Genomic DNA, 22,266 nt, shown 5'->3' with positions numbered 1-22,266 from the left:
AGGAACACGCGATGAATACTGAAGGACTCTCAGAAGTTGCCGTAAAAGAAGCTCAGCCGGTGGTCGAGCAAGTGGTGGAGACCCCGCCGGAACTGGAGCCAGTGGCCCCGGTCGCGGTGGCCGAGACGCAACCGGCACCGGCCATCGTCATTCCCAACCTGGATGACAGCAGCCTGTACATCCACCGCGAGCTGTCGCAGCTGCAATTCAACATCCGCGTGCTGGAGCAGGCACTGGATGAGTCCTATCCGTTGCTGGAGCGCCTGAAGTTCCTGCTGATCTTCTCCAGCAACCTGGACGAGTTCTTCGAGATCCGCGTGGCGGGCCTGAAGAAGCAGATCACCTTCGCTCGCGAACAGGCCGGTGCCGACGGTCTGCAGCCGCACCAGGCGCTGGCGCGCATCAGCGAACTGGTGCACGGGCATGTCGACCGCCAGTACGCGATCCTCAACGACATCCTGTTGCCGGAACTGGAAAAACATCAGATCCGCTTCATCCGTCGCCGCTACTGGACCACCAAGCTCAAGACCTGGGTTCGCCGCTATTTCCGCGACGAGATCGCGCCGATCATCACCCCCATCGGCCTGGACCCGACGCACCCTTTCCCATTGCTGGTGAACAAGAGCCTGAACTTCATCGTCGAGCTGGAGGGCATCGACGCCTTCGGGCGCGATTCGGGTCTGGCGATCATCCCCGCGCCGCGCCTGCTGCCGCGGATCATCAAGGTGCCCGAAGAAGTCGGCGGCCCTGGCGACAACTATGTGTTCCTCTCGTCGATGATCCACGCCCACGCCGATGACCTGTTCCAGGGCATGAAGGTAAAAGGCTGCTATCAGTTCCGCCTGACCCGAAACGCCGACCTGGCAGTGGACACCGAGGACGTCGAAGACCTGGCCCGTGCGCTGCGCGGCGAGCTGTTCTCCCGTCGCTACGGTGACGCGGTGCGCCTGGAAGTGGCCGACACCTGCCCCAAGCACCTGTCGGACTACCTGCTCAAGCAGTTCAACCTGCACGAGACCGAGCTGTACCAGGTCAACGGCCCGGTGAACCTGACGCGGCTGTTCAGCATCACCGGCCTGGACAGCCACCCGGAGCTGCAATACATCCCGTTCACCCCGCAGATCCCCAAGCTGCTGCAGAACAGCGAGAACATCTTCAGCGTCATCAGCAAGCAGGACATCCTGCTGCTGCACCCGTTCGAATCCTTCACCCCGGTGGTCGACCTGCTGCGCCAGGCTGCCAAGGACCCGCATGTGCTGGCAGTGCGCCAGACCCTGTACCGCAGTGGTGCCAACTCGGAGATCGTCGACGCCCTGGTGGACGCGGCGCGCAACGGCAAGGAGGTCACCGCGGTGATCGAATTGCGTGCGCGGTTTGACGAAGAGTCCAACCTGCAGATGGCCAGCCGTCTGCAGGCGGCCGGTGCGGTGGTGATCTACGGCGTGGTGGGGTTCAAGACCCACGCCAAGATGATGCTGATCCTGCGTCGCGAAGCCGGCGAGATCGTGCGTTATGCGCACCTGGGTACCGGCAACTACCACGCGGCCAACGCCCGTCTGTATACCGACTACAGCCTGCTGACGTCCGATGACGCCCTGTGCGAAGACGTCGGTAAACTGTTCAGCCAGTTGATCGGCATGGGCAAGACCCTGCGCATGAAGAAACTGCTGCATGCGCCGTTCACCCTGAAGAAGGGCATGCTCGACATGATCGCCCGGGAGACTCAGTTCGCCCTGGACGGCAAACCGGCGCACATCATCGCCAAGTTCAACTCATTGACCGATCCGAAGATCATTCGCGCGCTGTACAAGGCCAGCCAGTCGGGCGTGCGCATCGACCTGGTGGTGCGTGGCATGTGCTGCCTGCGTCCGGGCATTGCCGGGGTCTCGCACAACATCCACGTGCGCTCGATCATCGGCCGCTTCCTGGAGCACACCCGGGTGTTCTACTTCCTCAATGGCGGCGAGGAACAGATGTTCCTTTCCAGCGCCGACTGGATGGAGCGCAACCTCGACAAGCGGGTCGAGACCTGCTTCCCGGTGGAAGGCAAGAAGCTGATTCTGCGGGTCAAGAAAGAGTTGGAGAGCTATCTCACCGACAACACCCACAGCTGGAGCCTGCAGTCCGACGGCCGCTATATCCGCAATACGCCGACCGGCAACCAGAACCCGCGCAGTGCGCAGGCAACCCTGCTGGAGCGCCTTGGCAGCCCGGTACTGCCGGTGCGCTAAGCGCGTCAGGCGTCGCCGATAATAAAAAGGCCAGCCCGATCACCGGGCTGGCCTTTTTTGTGCGGCTTGCAAGAACTGTAGGCGCTGGCTTGCCAGCGAAGGCGCCCCTGAGGGCGATGCAAGGGGTAGCGGCCTTTTCGCCGGCAAGCCGGCTCCTGCAGCTCCGTGGCAGGGTCAGTTGACGTTGAGCACGATGCCCACCCGGGTCAGCCATTCGGCTTCCAGGGCGAAGTCGGCCTGGGTCAGCTGGTTTTCATCCAGCCAGTTTTCCGGGAACTCCACGTCCAGCTGATCGCCCAGGGCGCTGAGGCTCACCTGAGGCATTTGCTGGGTGCCACGGATGTGATGGAAGAGGATGGCGAAACGCAGCAGCACGCACAGCCGGATCAGCTTGATGCCGTCGTCGCCGAACTCGGCGAATTTTTCCTTGGGGATGTTGCGGCGGTGGCCGCGCACCAGGAGAGCCAGCATCTGCTGGTCTTCCCGGGAGAAACCCGCCAGGTCCGAGTGCTCGATCAGGTAGGCACCGTGCTTGTGGTAGTGATAGTGGGCAATGTCCAGCCCCACTTCATGGACCTTGGCCGCCCAGCCCAGCAGTTCGCGCCAGATGCCGTCTTCCAGGTCCCAGTCCGCGGCCACCTGGTCGAAGGCGCGCAGGGCCTTGCCTTCAACGCGCGAGGCTTGTTCCAGGTCGACGTGGTAGCGCTCCATCAGCGAGCTGAGGGTGCGTTCGCGGACGTCTTCGTGATGATGGCGGCCCAGCAGATCGTAGAGCACGCCTTCACGCAGGGCGCCTTCGCAGTGATCCATGCGTTGCAGTTCCAGGGCATCGAAGATCGCTTCGAGAATTGCCAGGCCGGCGGGGAAGATCGCCCTGCGGTCGGGCTTGATGCCTTCGAAGTCGATCTTCTCGGCGTCGCCGAGCTTGAACAGCTTGCGCTTGAGCCAGGCCAGCCCTTCGGCGTTGACCTCGCCGCTACCCTGGCCGCCAGCCTTGAGGGCCAGGCCAATGGCACGAATGGTTCCGGACGAGCCGATGGCTTCGTCCCAGGTCAGGCGATGCAGGGCATGTTCGATGCTCATGATCTCCAGGCGTGCGGCGGTGTAGGCCTGGGCATAGCGGGCAGGGGTGATCTTGCCATCGCGGAAATAGCGCTGGGTGAAGCTTACGCAGCCCATCTGCAGGCTTTCGCGCAGCAGGGGTTCGAAGCGCTGGCCGATGATGAATTCGGTACTGCCGCCGCCGATGTCGGCCACCAGGCGCTTGCCCGGGGTGTCGGCGAGGGTGTGGGACACCCCGAGGTAGATCAGGCGGGCTTCTTCACGGCCGGAGATGACTTCCACCGGGTGGCCGAGGATTTCCTCGGCACGGCGAATGAACTCGCCGCGGTTGCGGGCTTCGCGCAGGGCGTTGGTGCCGACGATGCGCACCGTGCCCTGGGGCATGCCGTTGATCAGTTGGGCGAAGCGCTTGAGGCAGTCGAGACCGCGCTGCATGGATTCTTCGTTGAGCTGGCGTTCTTCGTCGATGCCGGCGGCCAGTTGAACCTTTTCTCCGAGCCGCTCGAGAATGCGGATTTCACCGTTCCGGGCCTTGGCCACGACCATGTGAAAGCTGTTGGAGCCCAGATCGATCGCGGCGATCAGGGACAGATTCTTGGCTTGGGATTGGGGCATGGTTGGGGGTCTCGGTCGATAACCTCGCCATCCTGCCACGATCAACGGCTCGCGCCAACGCGCAGTGTCCAATGCGTTGATTCAACGCATAAAAGCCTGCGCCGGGGCGGTGGGCCGGCGGTTCCCTGGCCAGTAAAGATCCCGTTCAATCGGGCGAGCCGCTCCTTGGCAGCCAGGCAAAGACCCAGCTGCAACAGGTGCGTGGTGCCGGCCGGGGTTGCCGAATGGCCTGTGCAACCCGCGCAACGTCCCCAGCTGAGCTATACCCAAACTCGTGGGGCACCATAGTTAGAGTCAATCATCTCCGGCTTCCTGAACGCGGGAAGGGCAGATATGATGGGCCACGTTTTTTTGCTTACAACCTGGAGAATTCCATGAGCAGCGATCTTATCAAACACGTCAGCGACGCCAGCTTCGAGGCCGACGTACTCAAAGCCGAAGGCGCTGTACTGGTCGACTACTGGGCCGAGTGGTGTGGCCCATGCAAAATGATCGCTCCGGTTCTGGACGAAATTGCTGAAACCTACAAGGGCAAGCTGACCGTTGCCAAGCTGAACATCGACGAGAACCAGGAAACCCCGGCCAAGCATGGCGTGCGTGGTATCCCGACCCTGATGCTGTTCAAGAACGGCAACGTCGAAGCTACCAAGGTTGGCGCACTGTCGAAGTCGCAACTGGCTGCCTTCCTCGACGCCAACATCTAAGCGTCGATTTTCAGTGCCCTGGAAAAGCCCCGCAAAATGCGGGGCTTTTTCGTAATTGAGGGCTAGACGCTCCGAAACTCAGGTGTTACATTCGGCCCCGCACTGGTTTCTCCATTGCCCCCTGCAAGCCGTCGCCGACGCTCTCCTTTTCGAATTAGTACGCGATCCTGTCGCCTTCTCTGCGGCGCGGCCTCATTAAGCCCAAAGCTTAATTTCCCCCCTCTATAAATGATTACGTCATTCCTATATGAATCTGACTGAACTCAAGCAAAAGCCGATTACCGAACTGCTCGAATTGGCCGAACAGATGGGCATAGAAAATATGGCCCGTTCGCGCAAGCAGGACGTGATTTTCTCCCTGCTGAAAAAGCACGCGAAAAGCGGTGAGGAAATCTCCGGTGATGGCGTGCTGGAGATCCTCCAGGACGGCTTCGGCTTCCTTCGCTCTGCTGACGCCTCCTATCTCGCTGGCCCGGACGATATCTACGTCTCGCCAAGCCAGATCCGTCGCTTCAACTTGCGCACCGGTGACACCATCGTTGGCAAGATCCGCCCTCCCAAGGAAGGCGAGCGTTACTTCGCGCTGCTCAAGGTCGATACCATCAACTACGACCGCCCAGAGAACGCCAAGAACAAGATTCTGTTCGAAAACCTGACGCCGCTGTTCCCGACCGTGCGCATGAAGATGGAAGCCGGCAACGGTTCCACCGAAGACCTGACCGGTCGTGTGATCGATCTGTGCGCCCCGATCGGTAAAGGCCAGCGTGGTCTGATCGTTGCTCCGCCAAAGGCGGGCAAGACCATCATGCTGCAGAACATCGCGTCGAACATCACGCGCAACAACCCTGAAGTTCATCTGATCGTGCTGCTGATCGACGAGCGTCCGGAAGAAGTGACCGAAATGCAGCGCACTGTGCGCGGCGAAGTGGTCGCCTCCACCTTCGACGAGCCGCCAACCCGCCACGTGCAAGTGGCCGAGATGGTGATCGAGAAGGCCAAGCGCCTGGTCGAACACAAGAAGGACGTGGTGATCCTGCTGGACTCCATCACCCGTCTGGCCCGTGCCTACAACACCGTGATCCCGAGTTCAGGCAAGGTCCTGACCGGTGGTGTCGATGCCCACGCCCTGGAGAAACCGAAGCGTTTCTTCGGCGCCGCGCGGAATATCGAGGAAGGCGGCTCGCTGACCATCATCGCCACCGCGCTGGTTGAAACCGGCTCGAAGATGGATGAAGTGATCTACGAAGAGTTCAAGGGTACCGGCAACATGGAACTGCCCCTGGACCGCAAGATCGCTGAAAAGCGCGTCTTCCCGGCCATCAACATCAACCGTTCCGGCACCCGCCGCGAAGAGTTGCTGACCGCCGACGACGAGCTGCAGCGCATGTGGATCCTGCGCAAGCTGCTGCATCCCATGGATGAAGTCGCTGCCATCGAATTCCTGGTCGACAAGTTGAAACAGACCAAGACCAACGATGAGTTCTTCCTGTCGATGAAACGCAAGTAAATCGATCAGGCCAGCAAGAGCCGGGGAAACCCGGCTTTTTGCTATCTGACATTCTCTATTCTGAACCTGTGGGTTCGGCGCTAAACTGCCTGCCCCGAATGCCACGGCGAAAACGAGGCTCACGCATGCAGTATCGCGACTTGCGCGACTTTATCAGCGGCCTGGAACAGCGCTCGGAACTCAAGCGCATCCAGGTTCCGGTGTCCCCAGTGCTGGAAATGACCGAGGTCTGCGATCGCACCTTGCGTGCCAAAGGCCCGGCCCTGCTGTTTGAAAACCCCACCGGTTATGACATCCCCGTGCTCGGCAACCTGTTCGGCACCCCCGAGCGCGTGGCCCTGGGCATGGGCGCCGAAGCGGTCAGCGAACTGCGCGAGATCGGCAAGCTGCTGGCGTTCCTCAAGGAGCCGGAGCCGCCCAAGGGGCTCAAGGACGCCTGGTCCAAGCTGCCGATCTTCCGCAAGATCATTTCCATGGCGCCCAAGGTGGTCAAGGATGCGGTGTGCCAGGAAGTGGTGATCGAAGGCGACGACGTCGACCTTGGCATGCTGCCGGTGCAGACCTGCTGGCCGGGCGATGTCGGCCCGCTGATCACTTGGGGCCTGACCGTGACCAAGGGCCCGAACAAGGACCGGCAGAACCTGGGTATCTATCGTCAGCAGGTGATCGGCCGCAACAAGGTGATCATGCGCTGGCTGAGCCACCGCGGCGGCGCGCTGGATTACCGCGAGTGGTGCGAGAAGCACCCGGGCCAGCCGTTCCCGGTGTCGGTGGCGCTGGGCGCGGACCCGGCGACCATTCTCGGCGCCGTGACCCCGGTGCCGGACAGCCTTTCCGAATACGCCTTCGCCGGTCTGCTGCGGGGCAACCGCACTGAGCTGGTGAAGTGCCGTGGTAACGACCTGCAGGTTCCGGCCACGGCTGAAATCATCCTTGAAGGGGTGATCCATCCCGGCGAGATGGCCGATGAAGGCCCGTACGGCGACCACACCGGCTACTACAACGAGGTCGACAGCTTCCCGGTGTTCACCGTGGAGCGCATCACCCACCGCATCAAGCCGATCTACCACAGCACCTACACCGGCCGGCCGCCCGATGAGCCGGCGATCCTCGGCGTCGCGCTGAACGAAGTCTTCGTGCCGATCCTGCAGAAGCAGTTTCCGGAAATCACCGACTTCTACCTGCCGCCCGAAGGCTGTTCCTACCGCATGGCGGTGGTGACCATGAAGAAGCAGTACCCGGGCCACGCCAAGCGGGTCATGCTGGGTGTCTGGTCGTTTTTGCGACAGTTCATGTACACCAAGTTCGTTATCGTCACCGACGACGATATCAATGCCCGGGACTGGAACGATGTGATCTGGGCCATCACCACGCGCATGGACCCCAAGCGCGACACGGTGATGATCGACAACACCCCGATCGACTACCTCGACTTCGCCTCGCCGGTGTCTGGCCTGGGTTCGAAGATGGGGCTCGATGCGACTCACAAGTGGCCTGGAGAAACCACCCGAGAGTGGGGCCGGGTCATCGTCAAGGATGAGGCGGTCACCCGCCGGATCGATGCCATCTGGAATCAGTTAGGAATAGATTGATGCGTGTAACCTTGCAGCCCTCCGGAGCCGTGCTTGAGACGCTGCCCGGCGAGCGGATTCTCGATGCGGCGCGGCGCCTGGGCTATGAATGCCCGCAGAGCTGCCGCAATGGCAACTGTCATGTCTGTGCGGCGCTGCTGGTGGAGGGCAGCGTGCAGCAAGCTGGCGACGTGCGTGATCACGGCGAGTTCTACACTTGCATTGCAGAGCCGCTGGAAGACTGCATCGTGCTGTGGGATGGCGTCCTTGCGCTGGGAGAATTGCCGGTGCGCAGCCTGTCGTGTCAGCTTACTGAATGCCTGGAGGTCGGCGGCGATGTCTGGCGGGTCAGGCTGCGGGCACCGGCCGGCAAGCCGCCGCGTTATCACGCCGGGCAGTACCTGATGCTGGAGCGGGATAACGGTGAGAAGTCGGCCTTTTCCCTGGCATCGGCGCCTCACAGCGGGCGAGATCTGGAACTGCATGTGCTGGTGCGCGAGAACAGTGCGCAAAGCCTGATGGAGCAACTGCAGCGCAACCGCATGGCTCGGGTGCAGTTGCCTTTTGGCGACACCCACCTGGCCGAGTTGCCGGATGGGCCGCTGGTGCTGATCGCCGCCGGTACCGGCATGGCGCAGATGCACAGCCTGATCGAGCATTGTCGGGCCGCCGGCTTCAAGCATCCGGTGCACCTGTATTGGGGCGTGCGCCGGCCGGAAGATTTCTACCAGCTGGAACACTGGGACGAGTGGCAGCAACTGCCCAACCTCTACCTGCACAAGGTGGTCAGCGACCTGTGTGGCTGGGAGGGGCGCTGCGGCATGCTGCATGAAGCGGTGTGCGAGGACATTACCGACCTGTCGGCGGTACACGTTTACGCCAGCGGCTCGCCGGCGATGATCTACGCCACCCTGGATGCGCTGGTGAGTGCCGGGATGGATGCCCACCAAATGCGCGCCGACGTGTTTGCCTACGCCCCGCGGCCCTGACTGCATCGGGCCTGCGCGGCGCGTTATAACTCTGTATATAGCTTATCGGTATTTATCTAATTAAATAAATGCCGGTAGGTTATATATAAGCCTCCAACTTATGTGCCACTGCTTAGTGGCACTTAACTTGCCTTGAAACTCATGTGTCTTGCAGTTACTGCCAAGCGTTCTATTAAGTAACTTCTTTTACACGGGGAGCCGAACGCTATTCGCCATGACAGCCCTTGAATCCAGTTATCTGAATCTGGCTTACCCTCCGCGGCTCGATCTGGGCCCGCAGCTGACGCACGACCAACTTCGCAGTTCCATGCAATCCACCATGGCCCGGCACAAGGGCGGGCCGGTGTGGCTGTTCGCCTACGGTTCACTGATCTGGCGGCCGGAATGCTCGGCGGTCGAACGCAAGCGGGGCAGGGTGCATGGTTATCATCGCGGCCTGTACCTGTGGTCCCACGAGCATCGCGGCACGCCGGAGCTGCCGGGGCTGGTGTTCGGCCTGGATCGTGGCGGCTCCTGCAGCGGCTTCGCCTATCGGCTGCCGGAAGAGCAACTGGACGCCTCGCTGTACGCTCTGTGGCAGCGTGAAATGCCTTATCCCTCCTATCGCCCGCACTGGCTCAACTGCCGTCTTGAGGATGGCAGCCAGGTTCAGGCCCTGGGCTTTGTGCTGGAGCGACACCTGCCCAGCTATGCCGGCAATCTGCCGGACGATGTCCTGAACCAGGTGTTCGAAAGCGCTTGCGGGCGGTATGGCACCACCCGCGATTATGTCGAACAGACGGTCCAGGCCCTGCGCAGCCACGCCATGCCGGATCGCAACCTGGAGGCGCGGCTCAAGCGCTGCAAGGGGTCGGACGCCCATTGAGGCCCTGTAGCCGGTCTTAGCGCACCTGCACCACGACCTTGCCCACCGCTCTGCGCTGGCCGAGATCATCGATGGCTCGCGCAGCCTCCGTCAGCGGATAGACCTGAGAGACCAGCGGCTTGAGCTTGCCCTCGGCGAACCAGCCGAACAGTTGCTGGAAGTTCGCCGCATTGTCCTGGGGCTGGCGCTGGGCGAAGGAGCCCCAGAACACACCCACCACCGCTGCACCCTTGAGCAGGGCCAGGTTCACCGGTAGCTCGGGGATGCGCCCGCTGGCGAACCCCACCACCAGCAGCCGGCCGTTCCAGGCGATGGAGCGGATGGCCTGGTCGAACAGGTCGCCGCCCACCGGGTCGTAGATCACATCTGCGCCATTGCCGCCGGTCAGGCGCTTGATCTCGTCCTTCAGGCTGCTTTCGCTGTAGTTGATCAGTTCATCGGCACCAGCGGCCTTGGCCACGGCGAGCTTTTCCGCGCTGCTGGCAGCGGCAATCACCCGGGCGCCCATGGCCTTGCCGATTTCCACGGCGGCCAGCCCGACCCCGCCCGAGGCACCAAGCACCAGCAAGGTTTCACCGGGCTGCAGGTTGCCGCGCTGCTTGAGGGCGTGCATCGAGGTGCCGTAGGTCATGCTGAAGGCGGCGGCTGTATTGAAGTCCATGGCGGCGGGAATCGGCAGCACGTTGTAACCGGGGACGGCCACCTGCTCGGCGAAGCTGCCCCAGCCGGTCAGGGCCATGACCCGGTCACCGGCCTTGAGGTGGCCGACCTTCTCGCCCACTGCGCTGACCACGCCGGCCGCTTCGCCCCCCGGGGAGAAGGGGAATGGCGGCTTGAACTGGTACTTGCCCTCGATGATCAGGGTGTCCGGGAAGTTGACGCCTGCGGCATGCACTTCCAGCAGAATCTCGTTCTTCTTCGGCACGGGGCTTGCGACCTCTTCCAGCACCAGCGTTTCGGCAGGGCCGAAGGCTTTGCACAGCACGGCTTTCATCAGGGCTATTCCTTTGGGAGTGGTGGCCGATAAGTGTAGGAGTGTGAATCAGGCGGTCAACGAGCATGCCCGGTCCTGATGACCAGCCATAAGCTTGTGCTTGGGCTCAGGCGGGCGGGCCTTTATGCTAGGCCGCAAACCGGATTAAGGAGCGAATTGTGAAAGCGTGGATCATGTTGCTGCTGGCCCTCTCCCTGCCCATGGCAGCGATGGCCGAAGAGGCCAAAGAAGGTGAAGCACCGAAAGTCAGCTACATCAGCCTGAACCCACCCTTCGTGGGCAACTACGGCCTGGACGGCGGCCCTAAACTCAAGGTCTACAAGGCCGACGTGGCCCTGCGAGTAACCGGCGACGCCTCGGCCCAGGCGGTCAAGGCCAACGAGCCGCTGATCCGCAACCAGTTGGTGGCGCTGTTCGCCCAGCAGACCAGCGACACCATGAATAACGTCGAAGCCAAGGAAAAGCTGCGCCAGGAAGCCCTCAAGCAGGTGCAGCAAGTCATGAACGACGAAACCGGCAAGCCGGTGGTGGAAGACCTGTTGTTCAACAACCTGATCATTCAGTAAGCCTGCCCCCGCTACAGGCGTAGGAGCTGGCTTGCCAGCGAAGGCGTCCCAGCGGCCCTTCGCCGGCAAACCGGCTCCTACGTGGTGTGGGTCATGAAGCCAGGCTCTTGCGAAAGCGCGCCAGGGCGATGGCGAAGAACACCAGGCCGATGGTCGCCAGGGCCAGCAGGTCGGGCCAGACCACACTGACTCCCGCATCGCGGAACAGGATCGCCGCGCTGAGGCTGACGAAGTGCGTCGACGGCGAACCCTGCATCACCCACTGCAGCCACTGCGGCATGCTGTCCAGCGGCGTACTGCCGCCGGACAGCAGCAGCATCGGGATGATCACCGGAATCGCCAGCAGGCCGAACTGCGGGGTCGAGCGGGCCAGGGTGGCGAGGAAGATCCCCAGGGCGGTACTGGCGAACAGATAGAGCGCAGTAACCATCAGGAACAGCGCCATGGACCCCGCCAGCGGCACCCCCAGCACACCCTTGACTATCACCTCCAGCGATACCCAGGTGCACAGCACCACCACCAGCATGTTGCTCCAGACCTTGGCCAGCATGATCTCCAGCGCTGTCAGCGGCAGCACCAGCAGGTGATCGAGAGTGCCGTGCTCGCGTTCGCGCAGCAGCGCGGTGCCGGTGAGCACGATGGCCAGGATGGTGATGTTGTTGACGATCTGGATCACCGCCAGGAACCAGCCGCCCTCCAGGTTGGTATTGAACAGGGCGCGGGTGGTCAGCAGTGCCGGGGCCTTGCTGGTGGCGTCCGCCTGGTTGGCGTAGGTGAGCAGCTCGCGCTGGAAGATCCGGCCGATGTAGCCGGCGCCCATGAAGGCCTGGCTCATGGCGGTGGCATCGACGTTGACCTGTACCGCAGGCTGGCGCCCGGCCAGCAAGTCGCTCTGGAAGTTGGCCGGGACATTGATCACAAAGGTGTACTGGCCGCTGTCCATCACCGAGTCCAGCTGGTCATAGGGCAGCGGCACCGGGACCTGGAACTCGGGGGGTTGCAGCGCTTCGGCCAGTTGCCGGGAGAGGGCGCTGTGATCTTCGTCCACCAGGGCCACGCTGGCGTTGTGCACGCCGATCACCGAGCCGGCGGCGGGCAGGTAGATGGCCACGGTGAAAGCATACATCAAGAACAGCAGCAGCACGCTGTCGTGGCGCAGGCTGGTGAGCTCCTTCAAGCCCAGGCGCAGGATATGGGCGAGACGATTCATCAGACCTCCTGCTTTTTCAGCATGACCAGGCTGAGCCCGGTGAAACCAAGGAAAAAGCCCACCAGGGCCAGGCACTGGGGCCAGAGTTCGCGCAGGTCCAGGGCCTTGGTGAAGGTGCCGACGGCGATGTCGAGGAAGTAACCGGCGGGAAACAGCTGGCCCATGACCGCCGCCGAGCCTTCCAGGGACGAGCGCGGCACGATCAGCCCGGAAAACTGGATGGTGGGCAGGCTGGTGATGATCATGGTGCCCAGAATCGCTGCGATCTGAGTGCGGGTGAACGCCGAGATCAGCAGCCCCATGCTGGTGGTGGCCAGCACATAGAGCACGCCGCCCAGGGCCAGGGTCAGGCCGCTGCCCTTGAAGGGCACGCCGAACAGCCAGCGGTTCATGGCCACCAGCAGGGCCAGGTTGATCAGGCTGACGGCCAGGTAGGGCGCCTGTTTGCCAAGGAGGAACTCCAGGCGGGTCAGGGGCGTGGCGTAGAAGTTGGTGATCGAGCCCAGCTCCTTTTCGCGGACGATGCCCAGGGCCGTGAGCATCGCCGGAATGAACGCCAGGATCAGCGCCATGACCCCGGGGCCGATGGCATTCACGCTGACCACGTCCTGGTTATAGCGAAAGCGCGTTTCCAGCTTGGCCGCCGGCCTGGTGCTGAGGGCCGGGCTGCTTTGTTCCGCCAGCAGCTCGAGGTTGGCCTGGTGCACGGCCTCGACATAGTTGCGGCTGGTTTCCGCACGAAACGGCATGCCGCCATCCAGCCAGGCCGCCACCGCGGGCTGGCGTCCGGCATAGAGGTCACGGCCAAAGCCGGGAGGAATCTCCAGGGCCAGCTTGATCTCCGAGCGTTGCAGGCGCCGATGCAGTTCGGCGGAGCTGCGGATGGTCGGTTTCTCCTCGAAGTAGCGTGAGCTGCGGAAGGCTTCCAGGTAGGCACGGCTCTGTGGCGTCTGATCCTGGTCGTAGACGGCGAAGGCCAGTTTCTCCACGTCCAGGGAAATGCCATAGCCGAAGATCACCATCATGAAGATCGCCCCCAGCAGGGCGAAGCCCAGGCGCACTTTGTCCCGCAGCAGTTCCTTGCCCTCGCGGCTGGCCACCGCCAGCAGGCGCGCCAGGCTCAGGCCCGAACGCGGGGCGGCTAGGGTGCCGGCAGCGGTGGGGGTAGCCGCCTCCGGTGATGGCGCAGGTGTGTCCGGCGTGCCCTGGGCCTCTTCCAGGCAGCGGACGAAGGCGGCCTCCAGGGTGTCGCCGGCAAACTGTTGCTGCAGCGCCGCCGGGGTGTCGCAGGCCAGTACCTTGCCGGCGTGCATCAGCGAAATGCGGTCGCAGCGCTGGGCCTCGTTCATGAAGTGCGTGGACAGGAAGATGGTCACTCCCTGTTCCCGGGACAGCTCGATCAGCAGGCGCCAGAAGTCGTCTCGGGCCGCCGGGTCGACCCCGGAAGTGGGCTCGTCGAGGATCAGCACTTCCGGGCGGTGCAGCACTGCCACTGCCAGCGACAGGCGCTGGCGCAGGCCCAGAGGCAAGGCGCCGGACTGTTGTTCGGCAATCGCCCCGAGGTCGAAGCGCTGGATCAGTTCCTCGATGCGCGGGCCGCTTTCGGCTTTCGGCAGGTCGAACAGGCGGGCGTGCAGTTCCAGGTTCTGGCGCACGCTGAGCTCGCCATACAGGGAAAAGCTCTGGGACATGAAACCGACCCGCTTGCGGGTGGCCAGGTCCTTGGCGTCCACCGGGTTGCCCAACAGCTTGGCGCTGCCCTCGCTGGCGGGCATCAGCCCGGTGAGGACCTTCATGGTGGTGGTCTTGCCGCAGCCGTTGGAACCGAGGAAACCGAAGATCTCCCCGCGGCCGATGGCGAAGCTGACCTTGTTGACCGCGGTGAAGTCGCCGAAGCGCAGGGTCAGCTCATGGGCCTCGATGGCGATGTCCTGGTTGTCGCCGGAACGCGGCGGAATCACCAGGGGCTGGTTGTCATGACCGCTGTCGCCCTGGAAATGGGTGAAGGCGTCGTCCAGCTTGCCGCTGGCGGTGATCTGCGCCAGCTCCTGGCTCAGGCCCTGGGCGATCAACTTGCCCTGGTCGAGCATCAGGCAGTGCTCGAACTGTTCGGCCTCCTCCATGTAGGCGGTTGCCACCAGCAGGGTCAGTTGCGGGCGTTGCCGGCGTACGTCTTCGACCAATTCCCAGAAACGCCGGCGCGACAGGGGGTCGACCCCGGTGGTGGGCTCGTCGAGGATCAGCAGGTCCGGTTCGTGGATCAGCGCACAGCACAGGCCAAGCTTCTGTTTCATCCCGCCGGACAGCTTGCCCGCCGGGCGTTCGGCGAAGCGCAGCAGGTCGGTGGCCAGCAACAGGCTGTGCATGCGCTGTTCGCATTCATCCTTGGGCAGGCCGAACAGGGTGGCGAAGAAGCGGATGTTCTCGCTGATGGACAGCTCGGGATACAGGTTGCCCCCCAGGCCCTGGGGCATGAAGGCGATGCGCGGATAGAGGCTGCTGCGGTGGCGCCGTTGCGAGATCGGTCCGCCGAGCACGTCGAGCTCGCCCTGCTGAAGTTTCTTGACCCCGGCGATCAGCCCCAGAAGGCTCGACTTGCCGGCGCCGTCCGGGCCGATCAAGCCGCAGCGGGTGCCCGCTGGCAGGTTGAAGCTGATGTCGCTCAGGGCCTGCTGTGAACCGTAGCGATGGCTGATGCCGTTCGCTTGCAGCGCCAGGGCGCTCATTGCAGGTTGGCCGGCCAGTCCACGGGAGCGGTGCGCACATAACCGGCGCCGGGCATGCCCGGTTTGGCCTGGGGCACGGCGGCGGGTTGAGTCAGGCGCACCTTGACCCGGAACACCAGCTTCTGGCGCTCGTCCCGGGTTTCCACCTCTTTGGGGGTGAATTGGGACTTGGCCGCGACGAAGCTGATCTTCGCCGGCAGGGGCTGGCTGGGCAGGGCGTCGAGGAGGATCCGCGACTCGTCGCCAACGGTCAGGCGGCCGGTGACCGAAGCCGGCAGGTAGAGGTTCATGTACTGGTCATTGGGGTCGATCAGCAGCAGCACACGGCCGCCGGCGCCCAGCACTTCGCCGGGTTCGGCCAGGCGCAGTTGGATGATGCCGTCGATGGGCGCCCGCAGGCTGCTGTCGTCGATTTCGCTGGTGAGCTGGGCAACCTGGGCCTGGGCGGCGCCGATGGCGGCCTTCACCGCTGCGACCTGGGCCTGGGCCGCCAGGACTGCTGCGTTGCCGGTGTTCAGGCGGGCCTGCTGCTGGTCGATGATCTGCTGGCTGGCGAAGCCGCGCTTGAACAGCTCCTGAGAGCGCCTGAGTTCCTGATTGGCCAGCAGCAGTTCGCTCTGGCGCAACTGCACATTGGCTTCGGCCGCGGACAGGTTCTCTCGGGCGCGCAGCACTTCGGCCTCGGCCTGATTGCGCTGGGCTTCCAGGGTGCGGGTGTCCATGCGTGCCAGCAACTGGCCTTGAAGCACCTTGTCGCCTTCGTTGACCCGCACTTCCGCCAGGCGCCCGGGAATCTTGCTGGCGATCTGCACTTCGGTGGCTTCGAGCCGGCCGTTGCCCATGCTCAGGCCTTCGGGCAGGCGATCCTGGAGGGATTTCCAGTAGCCGAAAGCACCGGCGGCGAGTAACAGAATCAACAGGGAAACAGCAAAAAGGCGGGAGGAACGGTGGTTCGTCGACATGTGTTCTGCGTCCTGCGGCAATAGCGTCCAAGTCTGACGGCTCAAGGCTTTCTACGGCTTGATGCCCGTCAAATGAAAGGGCCAAGCCTAAACCTATTGTTTGCAGGCTGCATGATGATCGGGGCAAAAAAACGTTCGGGCTGGCGCCGTGGACAGATCCGACTCCCGGCGCCAGGGGGCGGGGTGGTCAGCGCAGGGCGAGTACGGCAGCCCATTGTTCGGCGGTGACCGGCATGACCGACAGGCGGCTGCCTTTGTGCACCAGAGGCATTTCGGCGAGCGCTGCCTGCTGCTTGAGGTAGTCCAGGCGCAGCACCTTGTTGAAGGTTTCCACATGGGCCACGTCAATGGCGCTCCAGGCATTCTTTTCGGCACTGGATTTGGGGTCGAAGTAGACGCTGTCCGGCTCCAGGGCGGTGGGGTCCGGGTAGGCGGCCTTGATGATCCGGCCGATGCCGGCGATACCCGGTTCCGGGCAGCTGGAGTGGTAGAAGAAGAACTCGTCGCCTACCGCCATGGCGCGCAGGAAGTTGCGCGCCTGGTAATTGCGCACCCCGTCCCAACGGGCTTGGCCGAGTTGCTGCAAACCCTGGATCGAGAGTTCGTCGGGCTCGGATTTCATCAGCCAATAGGCCATTTTTCTTACCCTCCAAAGGGTGATTGGGCAGGTTGTCGGGCAATTTTATGACAAACCGACGGTCGGTTGACGTCAGCATTTGCGTGTCGGTTCACGTTATCGCAGAATGCCGGGATTTTAAGCTTGACGCTGCTGCATGGCCTGTTATGGAAACCATGCCTGGAGCGTGTGTGATTTGCCTGAGGGGGGGCAATCGATGAAACGCCAACCGGATTTACTATGGATTTTGGTTATTTTGTTCGGTTTGGGCGTTGTGACCACCGGTTATGCGCAGAGCTTATGGGCCAGCAAGACCGATGCTCCCATCGAAATCGCACAACAGCAGCCGCAGCCTTTCAAGCGCTGAACCCGCTCGGGTGCCGCTGATCGAACGCGGCACCTATCGAGCGAAGTACCATCCCCGATCCGTCACCGTACCGTGCAAGGGTACATCCCAACTGGCCTGGTCCAGCTTTCCGACTTTCTGACATTCATGGGCCAGCCCCAGCAGCTTCGGCTTGCGCCAGTTCTGGCGCCGCGCAAGGTAGGCCAGGCTGCGGTCATAAAAGCCGCCACCCATCCCCAGGCGTCCACCTTCTTCATCAAAGCCAACCAGGGGCAGCAGCACCAGGTCCAGGGCCCAGACCTTGCGTTGCCGCGCGCAATTGACCCGGGGCTCGAGAATGCGAAAACGATTGGGCCGCAGCGTTTCTCCCGGGAGGACCCGCTGGAAAACCATCTTGGTCCGGGGCCAGGCGCTGAGCACCGGCAGGTAGGTGGCCTTGCCCCGGCGCTGGGCGGCACGCAGCAGCAGGCGCGGGTCGATTTCACCGTCGGTGGGCAGATACAGGGACAGGTGCCGTGCCCGACGAAACACCGGGTCCTGAGCCAGTTGGCGGTACAGGCCAAGGGCTGCCTGGCGTTGCTCGGCAGGGCTCAGGGCGCGACGGGCCTTGCGCAGCATGCGGCGAAGTTGCGGGCGGGAAAGCGGCGCAGGTTCGGTCATGAAAGAGGCTATGAGAAGGTCGGATTTGGCAGAACAGCCTACCCGGAAAAACCAATGCCAGCATGGATAACTGGCATTGGCTGACAATTCAGGCTCCCCAGGCGAACCGCTGTCGACTTAGCCCTTGAACCCGAAAGTTCAAGGCGGAAGATGCAGCAGGCTTTAAGGCTTTCCGTCTAGCGGACATGCACACCAGCCCAACGTGCAACTTCCAGGGTAGTGCGAATCGGCTCAGGGACATCGCCAACTGGCAAGCACCCCAGGGAGTGGCGGGAGTATACCGCAACCGCTGTCAGGAATCAGCTTTGCTTGTGTCCGAATCGGTGGCCAGAACCAGGTCAACACGCTCCAGCAGATCCCTCACCTGTTCCCGGGTGGTGGCGCTGGCCTGCACATCCGGACGCTCCTGGCGGTGCAGCAGGTCGTGGGTGATGTTCAGGGCGGCCATGACCGCGATGCGATCGGCGCCGATGACTTTGCCGCTGCTGCGGATCTCGCGCATCTTGCCGTCCAGGTAACGGGCGGCGCTCACCAGATTGCTGCGCTCTTCCTGGGGGCAGATGATCGAATACTCTTTGTCGAGGATCTGCACGGTAACGCTATTGCTTGAACTCATGAGTCTTGCTCCAGGGCCTTGAGGCGCGAAATCATCGATTCGACCTTACGCCGGGCGATTTCGTTTTTTTCAATGAGGTGCGCGCGTTCCTCGCGCCAGGTCTTTTCCTGAGCTAATAAGAGTGCGTTTTGACTCTTTAGTTGCTCGACCCGGGTAATAAGCAGTTCGAGTCTGGCCATCAGTGCGTGCAGGTCGGTGTCTTCCATTGTGTCCCACTGAAGTTGGTCTGATGAGTGGCAACTGGCTGGGCAGCGCCTCAATGGCCTGAGCAGTCGTGGCGCATCTGGCGTTGTCCGGTCGGCAATCTGTCTGTCGCCCGAGGCCCTGCGGGCCACTGTAACGGGGCGCAAAGCACAACGCGGCGCTGGCAATGAATGATGACACGCCCTACGATACAAGGCCTTCATTCTAGACATTGCGCCGCTTGGCGCCTAGCTGCCCATGCCCATTCAGAATTCCCCGTACAACGCCTTCACCACCCTGCTCAGCAGCAGCGGTCATCCTGTTTCTCCTGCCGAGCTGCACGGCCTGTTGCTGGGTCGCAGCTGCGCCGGCGCCGGCTTCGAAGTCGACGGCTGGCTGGTGGACGCCGCCGAACTGCTCGAAGGCGAGCCGCAAGACAACGTGCGCAGCGCCTTGATCGGCCTGCAGGAGATGGTCAAGGGCGAGCTCACCAGCGATGACATGACCGTGGTCCTGCTGCTGCCCAGCGACGACGCCCCCCTGGCCGAGCGTGCCGCTGCCCTGGGCCAGTGGTGCCAGGGCTTCCTCGCCGGTTTCGGCCTCAACTCCCGCGACAGCAGTGCCCTTAGCGTCGAGGCCACGGAAGTGTTGCAGGACCTTGCAGCCATTGCTCAGGTCCAGGACGCGCTGGAGGAATCCGATGACGGTGAAAGCGACTACATGGAAGTGATGGAGTACCTGCGGGTTGCGCCTCTGCTGCTATTCACCGAGACCAACAAGACTGTTGCGCCGGCTGCCAAGCCTTCTCTGCACTGACTGACAGGGAACTGCGTCCGCCCATGATTCATATCCCGAAAGCGGAATACAGCCGTCGCCGCAAGGCGCTCATGGCGCAGATGGAGCCCAACAGCATCGCGATCCTGCCGGCGGCGGCCGTGGCCATTCGCAATCGCGATGTGGAGCACGTCTACCGCCAGGACAGCGATTTCCAGTACCTCAGCGGGTTTCCCGAGCCCCAGGCGGTGATCGTGCTGATCCCCGGCCGGGAGCACGGCGAGTACGTGCTGTTCTGTCGCGAGCGCAACCCGGAGCGCGAACTCTGGGACGGTTTGCGGGCCGGCCAGGAGGGCGCGATTCGCGACTACGGTGCCGATGACGCATTTCCCATCACTGATATCGACGACATCCTGCCGGGCCTGATCGAAGGCCGCGACCGGGTTTACTCGGCCATGGGCAGCAACCCCGAATTCGACCGTCACCTGATGGACTGGATCAATGTGATCCGCTCTAAAGCGCACCTCGGCGCCCAGCCGCCGAACGAATTCGTTGCCCTGGATCATCTGCTGCACGACATGCGCCTGTATAAATCGGCGGCAGAAGTGAAGGTGATGCGCGAGGCCGCACGGATTTCCGCCCAGGCCCATATCCGCGCAATGCAGGCCAGCCGTCCCGGGTTGCATGAGTTCAGCCTGGAAGCCGAGCTGGATTACGAATTCCGCAAGGGCGGGGCGAAGATGCCGGCCTATGGCTCGATCGTCGCGGCGGGCCGCAACAGCTGCATCCTGCATTACCAGCAGAATGACGCCGTGCTCAAGGACGGTGACCTGGTGCTGATCGACGCCGGTTGCGAGATCGACTGCTATGCCAGCGATATCACCCGCACCTGGCCGGTCAACGGCAAGTTTTCGCCGGAGCAGAAGGCGATCTACGAACTGGTGCTGGCTTCCCAGGAAGCGGCGTTTGCCCAGATCGCCCCGAACAAGCACTGGAACCAGGCTCATGAGGCGACGGTCCAGGTGATCACCGCCGGCCTGGTGCAACTGGGCCTGCTGGAAGGCGATGTGGACCAGCTGATTGCCAGCGAGGCCTACAAGACGTTCTACATGCACCGTGCCGGACACTGGCTGGGCATGGATGTACACGACGTCGGCGAGTACCGGGTCGGCGGCGAGTGGCGGGTGTTGGAGGTTGGCATGGCGCTGACCGTGGAGCCGGGCATCTACATATCCCCGGACAACCAGCAGGTAGCGAAGAAGTGGCGCGGCATCGGCGTGCGCATCGAGGACGACGTGGTAGTGACCAAGCAGGGCTGTGAAATTCTGACAGGTGGCGTGCCCAAGAGCGTGGCCGAGATCGAGGCCTTGATGGCCGCTGCGCGGACCCAGGCGTCATGAGCCGGGTCAATCTGGCCATCATCGGTGGCGGTCTGGTAGGCGCGAGCCTGGCCCTGGCGCTGCAGGCCGGGGCCAAGGCCCGGGGCTGGAAGATCGTGCTGATCGAGCCCTTCGCCCCGGGCGACAGTTTCCAGCCCAGCTACGACGCCCGCTCCTCGGCCCTGTCCTTTGGCGCCCGGCAGATCTACCAGCGCCTGGGGCTGTGGCAGGCGATCTCCCGGCGGGCCGAGCCGATCAAGCAGATTCACGTGTCCGACCGTGGGCGGTTCTCCACCGCGCGCCTGTCGGCCATGGAAGAAGGGGTGCCGGCCCTGGGCTATGTGGTGGAAAACGCCTGGCTCGGCCAATGCCTGTGGCAAGGGCTGGACAAGGACGTGATCAGCTGGCGCTGCCCGGCCGAAGTCACCCGTCTGGAGCCCCTGGCAGGCGGCTATCGCCTGACCCTGAACGACGAAACCACCCTGGAATGCGATCTCGCCGTGCTGGCCGACGGCGGCCGCTCCGGCCTGCGCGAACAACTGGGCATCGGGGTCAAGAACCGCCCCTATAACCAGAGTGCGCTGATTGCCAACATCACCCCCAGCGAAGCCCACAACGGCATGGCCTTCGAGCGCTTCACCGATGATGGCCCAATGGCCTTGCTGCCGCTGCCGGATAATCGCTGTGCACTGATCTGGACCCGCCAGGGCATGGATGCACAGCGTCTGGCCGACCTGGACGAGCGCAGCTTCCTCAGTGAATTGCAGGGCGTGTTCGGTTACCGCCTGGGAACCCTGAAACAAGTCGGCGCCCGCCATCTCTACCCGCTGTCCCTGGTGGAAGCCGAGGAACAGGTGCGCCCGCACCTGGTGGTGCTGGGCAATGCGGCCCACAGCCTGCATCCGATCGCCGGCCAGGGCTTCAACCTTTCACTGCGCGATGCCCAGGCCCTGGCGGACGCCTTGTTGGCCAGCGAAGCGCTGCCGGGGGATTTTGCCGTGCTGCAGGCCTACCGCGAACGTCAGCGCCTGGACCAGAACCTGACCGTGGGCTTCTCCGATCAGGTCACCCGGCTGTTCGGCAGCAAACTGCCGCTGCTGTCCGTGGGGCGCAACCTGGGCCTGCTTGGCCTGGACCTGCTGCCACCGGCCAAACGCTGGTTCGCTCGCCAGGCCATGGGCCTGGGCACTCGCCCGGATGCGTGACTGGCTGACCCGGCGGTTCGGCAAGGCCCGCCTGTTGCGCTGGGTGTTGAACCTGTACCCGCCCTACCTCGGGGCTGGCGTGCGGGTTCGGCACATCAGTGCGGATTTCCGTGACGTCCAGGTCTGCATGGGCCTGGGCTGGTACAACCGCAACTATGTCGGCACCCAGTTCGGCGGCAGCCTGTATTCCATGGTGGACCCGTTCTTCATGCTGATGCTGATGGAGAACCTGGGTCCCGGCTACATCGTCTGGGACAAGGCCGCGACCATCGATTTCATCGCCCCGGGCAGAGGGCCGGTGTTTGCCCGGCTCAGTATCGACCAGGCGCTGCTCGACGATGTTCGCCAGCAGACCGCAACGGGCGAGAAGTACCTGCCGCAGTGGCAGGTAGAGATTCATGACGGCTCCGGCACCCTGGTGGCGCGGGTCGATAAAACCCTTTATGTGCGGCTCAAGCCGCCAGTGAGACAGGCCTAAAGCATGG

21 protein-coding genes and 1 other RNA gene are annotated in these 22,266 nt (G+C 63.1%); 12 read left to right on the top strand and 10 right to left on the bottom strand.

What is annotated here, in order from left to right; all coding sequences use genetic code 11:
* Positions 1-11 precede the first annotated feature (11 nt).
* The gene (ppk1, locus tag AC1RGE_RS23310) at positions 12-2,231 is read left to right on the top strand and encodes a polyphosphate kinase 1 (protein ID WP_011064158.1); all 2,220 of its coding nucleotides are present in this window, start codon (positions 12-14) and stop codon (positions 2,229-2,231) included.
* A 174-nt stretch (positions 2,232-2,405) separates the two neighbouring features.
* Here the strand turns inward: ppk1 and ppx are convergent, their stop codons facing one another.
* Entirely contained in the window at positions 2,406-3,908 is a 1,503-nt protein-coding gene (gene ppx / locus AC1RGE_RS23305; protein WP_011064157.1) for an exopolyphosphatase, read from the bottom strand.
* 374 nt (positions 3,909-4,282) lie between these two features.
* Between ppx and trxA the strand changes: the two genes are divergently transcribed.
* The 5 genes from trxA (at position 4,283) to AC1RGE_RS23280 (ending at position 9,544) form a co-directional block, all read left to right on the top strand.
* Positions 4,283-4,612, top strand: coding sequence for a thioredoxin TrxA (gene trxA / locus AC1RGE_RS23300; protein WP_003206727.1), 330 nt, complete (start codon positions 4,283-4,285; stop codon positions 4,610-4,612).
* Between the two features lie 247 nt (positions 4,613-4,859).
* Positions 4,860-6,119, top strand: a complete 1,260-nt coding sequence (gene rho / locus AC1RGE_RS23295; protein ID WP_011064156.1) for a transcription termination factor Rho — start codon at positions 4,860-4,862, stop codon at positions 6,117-6,119.
* Between the two features lie 125 nt (positions 6,120-6,244).
* The gene (gene ubiD / locus AC1RGE_RS23290; RefSeq protein ID WP_011064155.1) at positions 6,245-7,711 is read left to right on the top strand and encodes a 4-hydroxy-3-polyprenylbenzoate decarboxylase; all 1,467 of its coding nucleotides are present in this window, start codon (positions 6,245-6,247) and stop codon (positions 7,709-7,711) included.
* A complete protein-coding gene (locus tag AC1RGE_RS23285) occupies positions 7,711-8,679 on the top strand; it encodes a CDP-6-deoxy-delta-3,4-glucoseen reductase (RefSeq protein WP_011064154.1) in 969 nt (322 codons plus the stop codon). The genes ubiD and AC1RGE_RS23285 overlap by 1 nt, the downstream gene beginning before the upstream one ends.
* Before the next feature lie 214 nt (positions 8,680-8,893).
* Positions 8,894-9,544 (top strand): gamma-glutamylcyclotransferase, encoded by a 651-nt coding sequence (locus tag AC1RGE_RS23280; protein WP_342401989.1) that lies wholly within the window; start codon positions 8,894-8,896, stop codon positions 9,542-9,544.
* Positions 9,545-9,560: 16 nt separating this feature from the next.
* On the opposite strand, the gene AC1RGE_RS23275 is transcribed toward AC1RGE_RS23280, so the two are convergent.
* Positions 9,561-10,538, bottom strand: a complete 978-nt coding sequence (locus AC1RGE_RS23275; protein ID WP_011064152.1) for an NADPH:quinone oxidoreductase family protein — start codon at positions 10,536-10,538, stop codon at positions 9,561-9,563.
* A 158-nt stretch (positions 10,539-10,696) separates the two neighbouring features.
* On the opposite strand from AC1RGE_RS23275, the gene AC1RGE_RS23270 reads away from it, so the two are divergent.
* Complete coding sequence (locus AC1RGE_RS23270; RefSeq protein WP_011064151.1) at positions 10,697-11,104, top strand: flagellar basal body-associated protein FliL; 408 nt, start codon at positions 10,697-10,699, stop codon at positions 11,102-11,104.
* A 91-nt stretch (positions 11,105-11,195) separates the two neighbouring features.
* Here AC1RGE_RS23270 and AC1RGE_RS23265 read toward each other — a convergent pair whose 3' ends face one another.
* From AC1RGE_RS23265 to AC1RGE_RS23250, 4 genes are all read right to left on the bottom strand, one after another.
* Positions 11,196-12,314, bottom strand: coding sequence for an ABC transporter permease (locus AC1RGE_RS23265; RefSeq protein WP_011064150.1), 1,119 nt, complete (start codon positions 12,312-12,314; stop codon positions 11,196-11,198).
* Entirely contained in the window at positions 12,314-15,040 is a 2,727-nt protein-coding gene (rbbA, locus tag AC1RGE_RS23260) for a ribosome-associated ATPase/putative transporter RbbA (RefSeq protein WP_041120353.1), read from the bottom strand. The genes AC1RGE_RS23265 and rbbA overlap by 1 nt, the downstream gene beginning before the upstream one ends.
* On the bottom strand, positions 15,037-16,002 hold the full coding sequence (locus AC1RGE_RS23255; RefSeq protein ID WP_492585100.1) for an HlyD family secretion protein: 966 nt from the start codon (positions 16,000-16,002) through the stop codon (positions 15,037-15,039). The genes rbbA and AC1RGE_RS23255 overlap by 4 nt, the downstream gene beginning before the upstream one ends.
* A 187-nt stretch (positions 16,003-16,189) precedes the next feature.
* Positions 16,190-16,639 carry an EVE domain-containing protein gene (locus AC1RGE_RS23250; RefSeq protein WP_011064147.1) on the bottom strand — a complete coding sequence of 150 codons (450 nt, stop codon included), beginning with the start codon at positions 16,637-16,639 and terminating at the stop codon, positions 16,190-16,192.
* Between the two features lie 196 nt (positions 16,640-16,835).
* Here AC1RGE_RS23250 and AC1RGE_RS23245 point away from each other — a divergent pair, with 196 nt between their 5' ends.
* Positions 16,836-16,985 (top strand): hypothetical protein, encoded by a 150-nt coding sequence (locus tag AC1RGE_RS23245; RefSeq protein ID WP_015637431.1) that lies wholly within the window; start codon positions 16,836-16,838, stop codon positions 16,983-16,985.
* Between the two features lie 33 nt (positions 16,986-17,018).
* Here AC1RGE_RS23245 and AC1RGE_RS23240 read toward each other — a convergent pair whose 3' ends face one another.
* The 4 genes from AC1RGE_RS23240 to AC1RGE_RS23225 all read right to left on the bottom strand — a co-directional run bounded on the left by AC1RGE_RS23240 (position 17,019) and on the right by AC1RGE_RS23225 (position 18,446).
* Complete coding sequence (locus AC1RGE_RS23240; protein WP_011064146.1) at positions 17,019-17,624, bottom strand: 5-formyltetrahydrofolate cyclo-ligase; 606 nt, start codon at positions 17,622-17,624, stop codon at positions 17,019-17,021.
* Between the two features lie 90 nt (positions 17,625-17,714).
* A non-coding RNA gene (gene ssrS / locus AC1RGE_RS23235) (6S RNA) lies at positions 17,715-17,893 on the bottom strand.
* Positions 17,894-17,916: 23 nt separating this feature from the next.
* Positions 17,917-18,240 (bottom strand): cell division protein ZapA, encoded by a 324-nt coding sequence (locus tag AC1RGE_RS23230; protein ID WP_011064145.1) that lies wholly within the window; start codon positions 18,238-18,240, stop codon positions 17,917-17,919.
* On the bottom strand, positions 18,237-18,446 hold the full coding sequence (locus tag AC1RGE_RS23225) for a TIGR02449 family protein (RefSeq protein ID WP_011064144.1): 210 nt from the start codon (positions 18,444-18,446) through the stop codon (positions 18,237-18,239). The genes AC1RGE_RS23230 and AC1RGE_RS23225 overlap by 4 nt, the downstream gene beginning before the upstream one ends.
* A 235-nt stretch (positions 18,447-18,681) precedes the next feature.
* Between AC1RGE_RS23225 and AC1RGE_RS23220 the strand changes: the two genes are divergently transcribed.
* The 4 genes from AC1RGE_RS23220 to AC1RGE_RS23205 are packed head-to-tail and all read left to right on the top strand — an operon-like array spanning position 18,682 to position 22,259.
* Positions 18,682-19,239, top strand: a complete 558-nt coding sequence (locus AC1RGE_RS23220) for a YecA/YgfB family protein (RefSeq protein WP_492585098.1) — start codon at positions 18,682-18,684, stop codon at positions 19,237-19,239.
* 23 nt (positions 19,240-19,262) lie between these two features.
* Positions 19,263-20,597, top strand: a complete 1,335-nt coding sequence (pepP, locus tag AC1RGE_RS23215) for a Xaa-Pro aminopeptidase (protein ID WP_015637430.1) — start codon at positions 19,263-19,265, stop codon at positions 20,595-20,597.
* Positions 20,594-21,781: a 2-octaprenyl-6-methoxyphenyl hydroxylase gene (ubiH, locus tag AC1RGE_RS23210; RefSeq protein ID WP_011064141.1), complete on the top strand. Its 1,188-nt coding sequence runs from the start codon at positions 20,594-20,596 to the stop codon at positions 21,779-21,781. Before pepP ends, ubiH begins: the two co-directional genes overlap by 4 nt.
* Entirely contained in the window at positions 21,774-22,259 is a 486-nt protein-coding gene (locus AC1RGE_RS23205) for a DUF4442 domain-containing protein (protein WP_047289868.1), read from the top strand. The genes ubiH and AC1RGE_RS23205 overlap by 8 nt, the downstream gene beginning before the upstream one ends.
* Positions 22,260-22,266 lie beyond the last annotated feature (7 nt).

This window comes from Pseudomonas sp. GW823-FHT02C05 (assembly GCF_058797595.1).
Note: the sequence above shows the minus strand (reverse complement) of the source record. Positions and strands in the feature narration are given on the sequence as shown.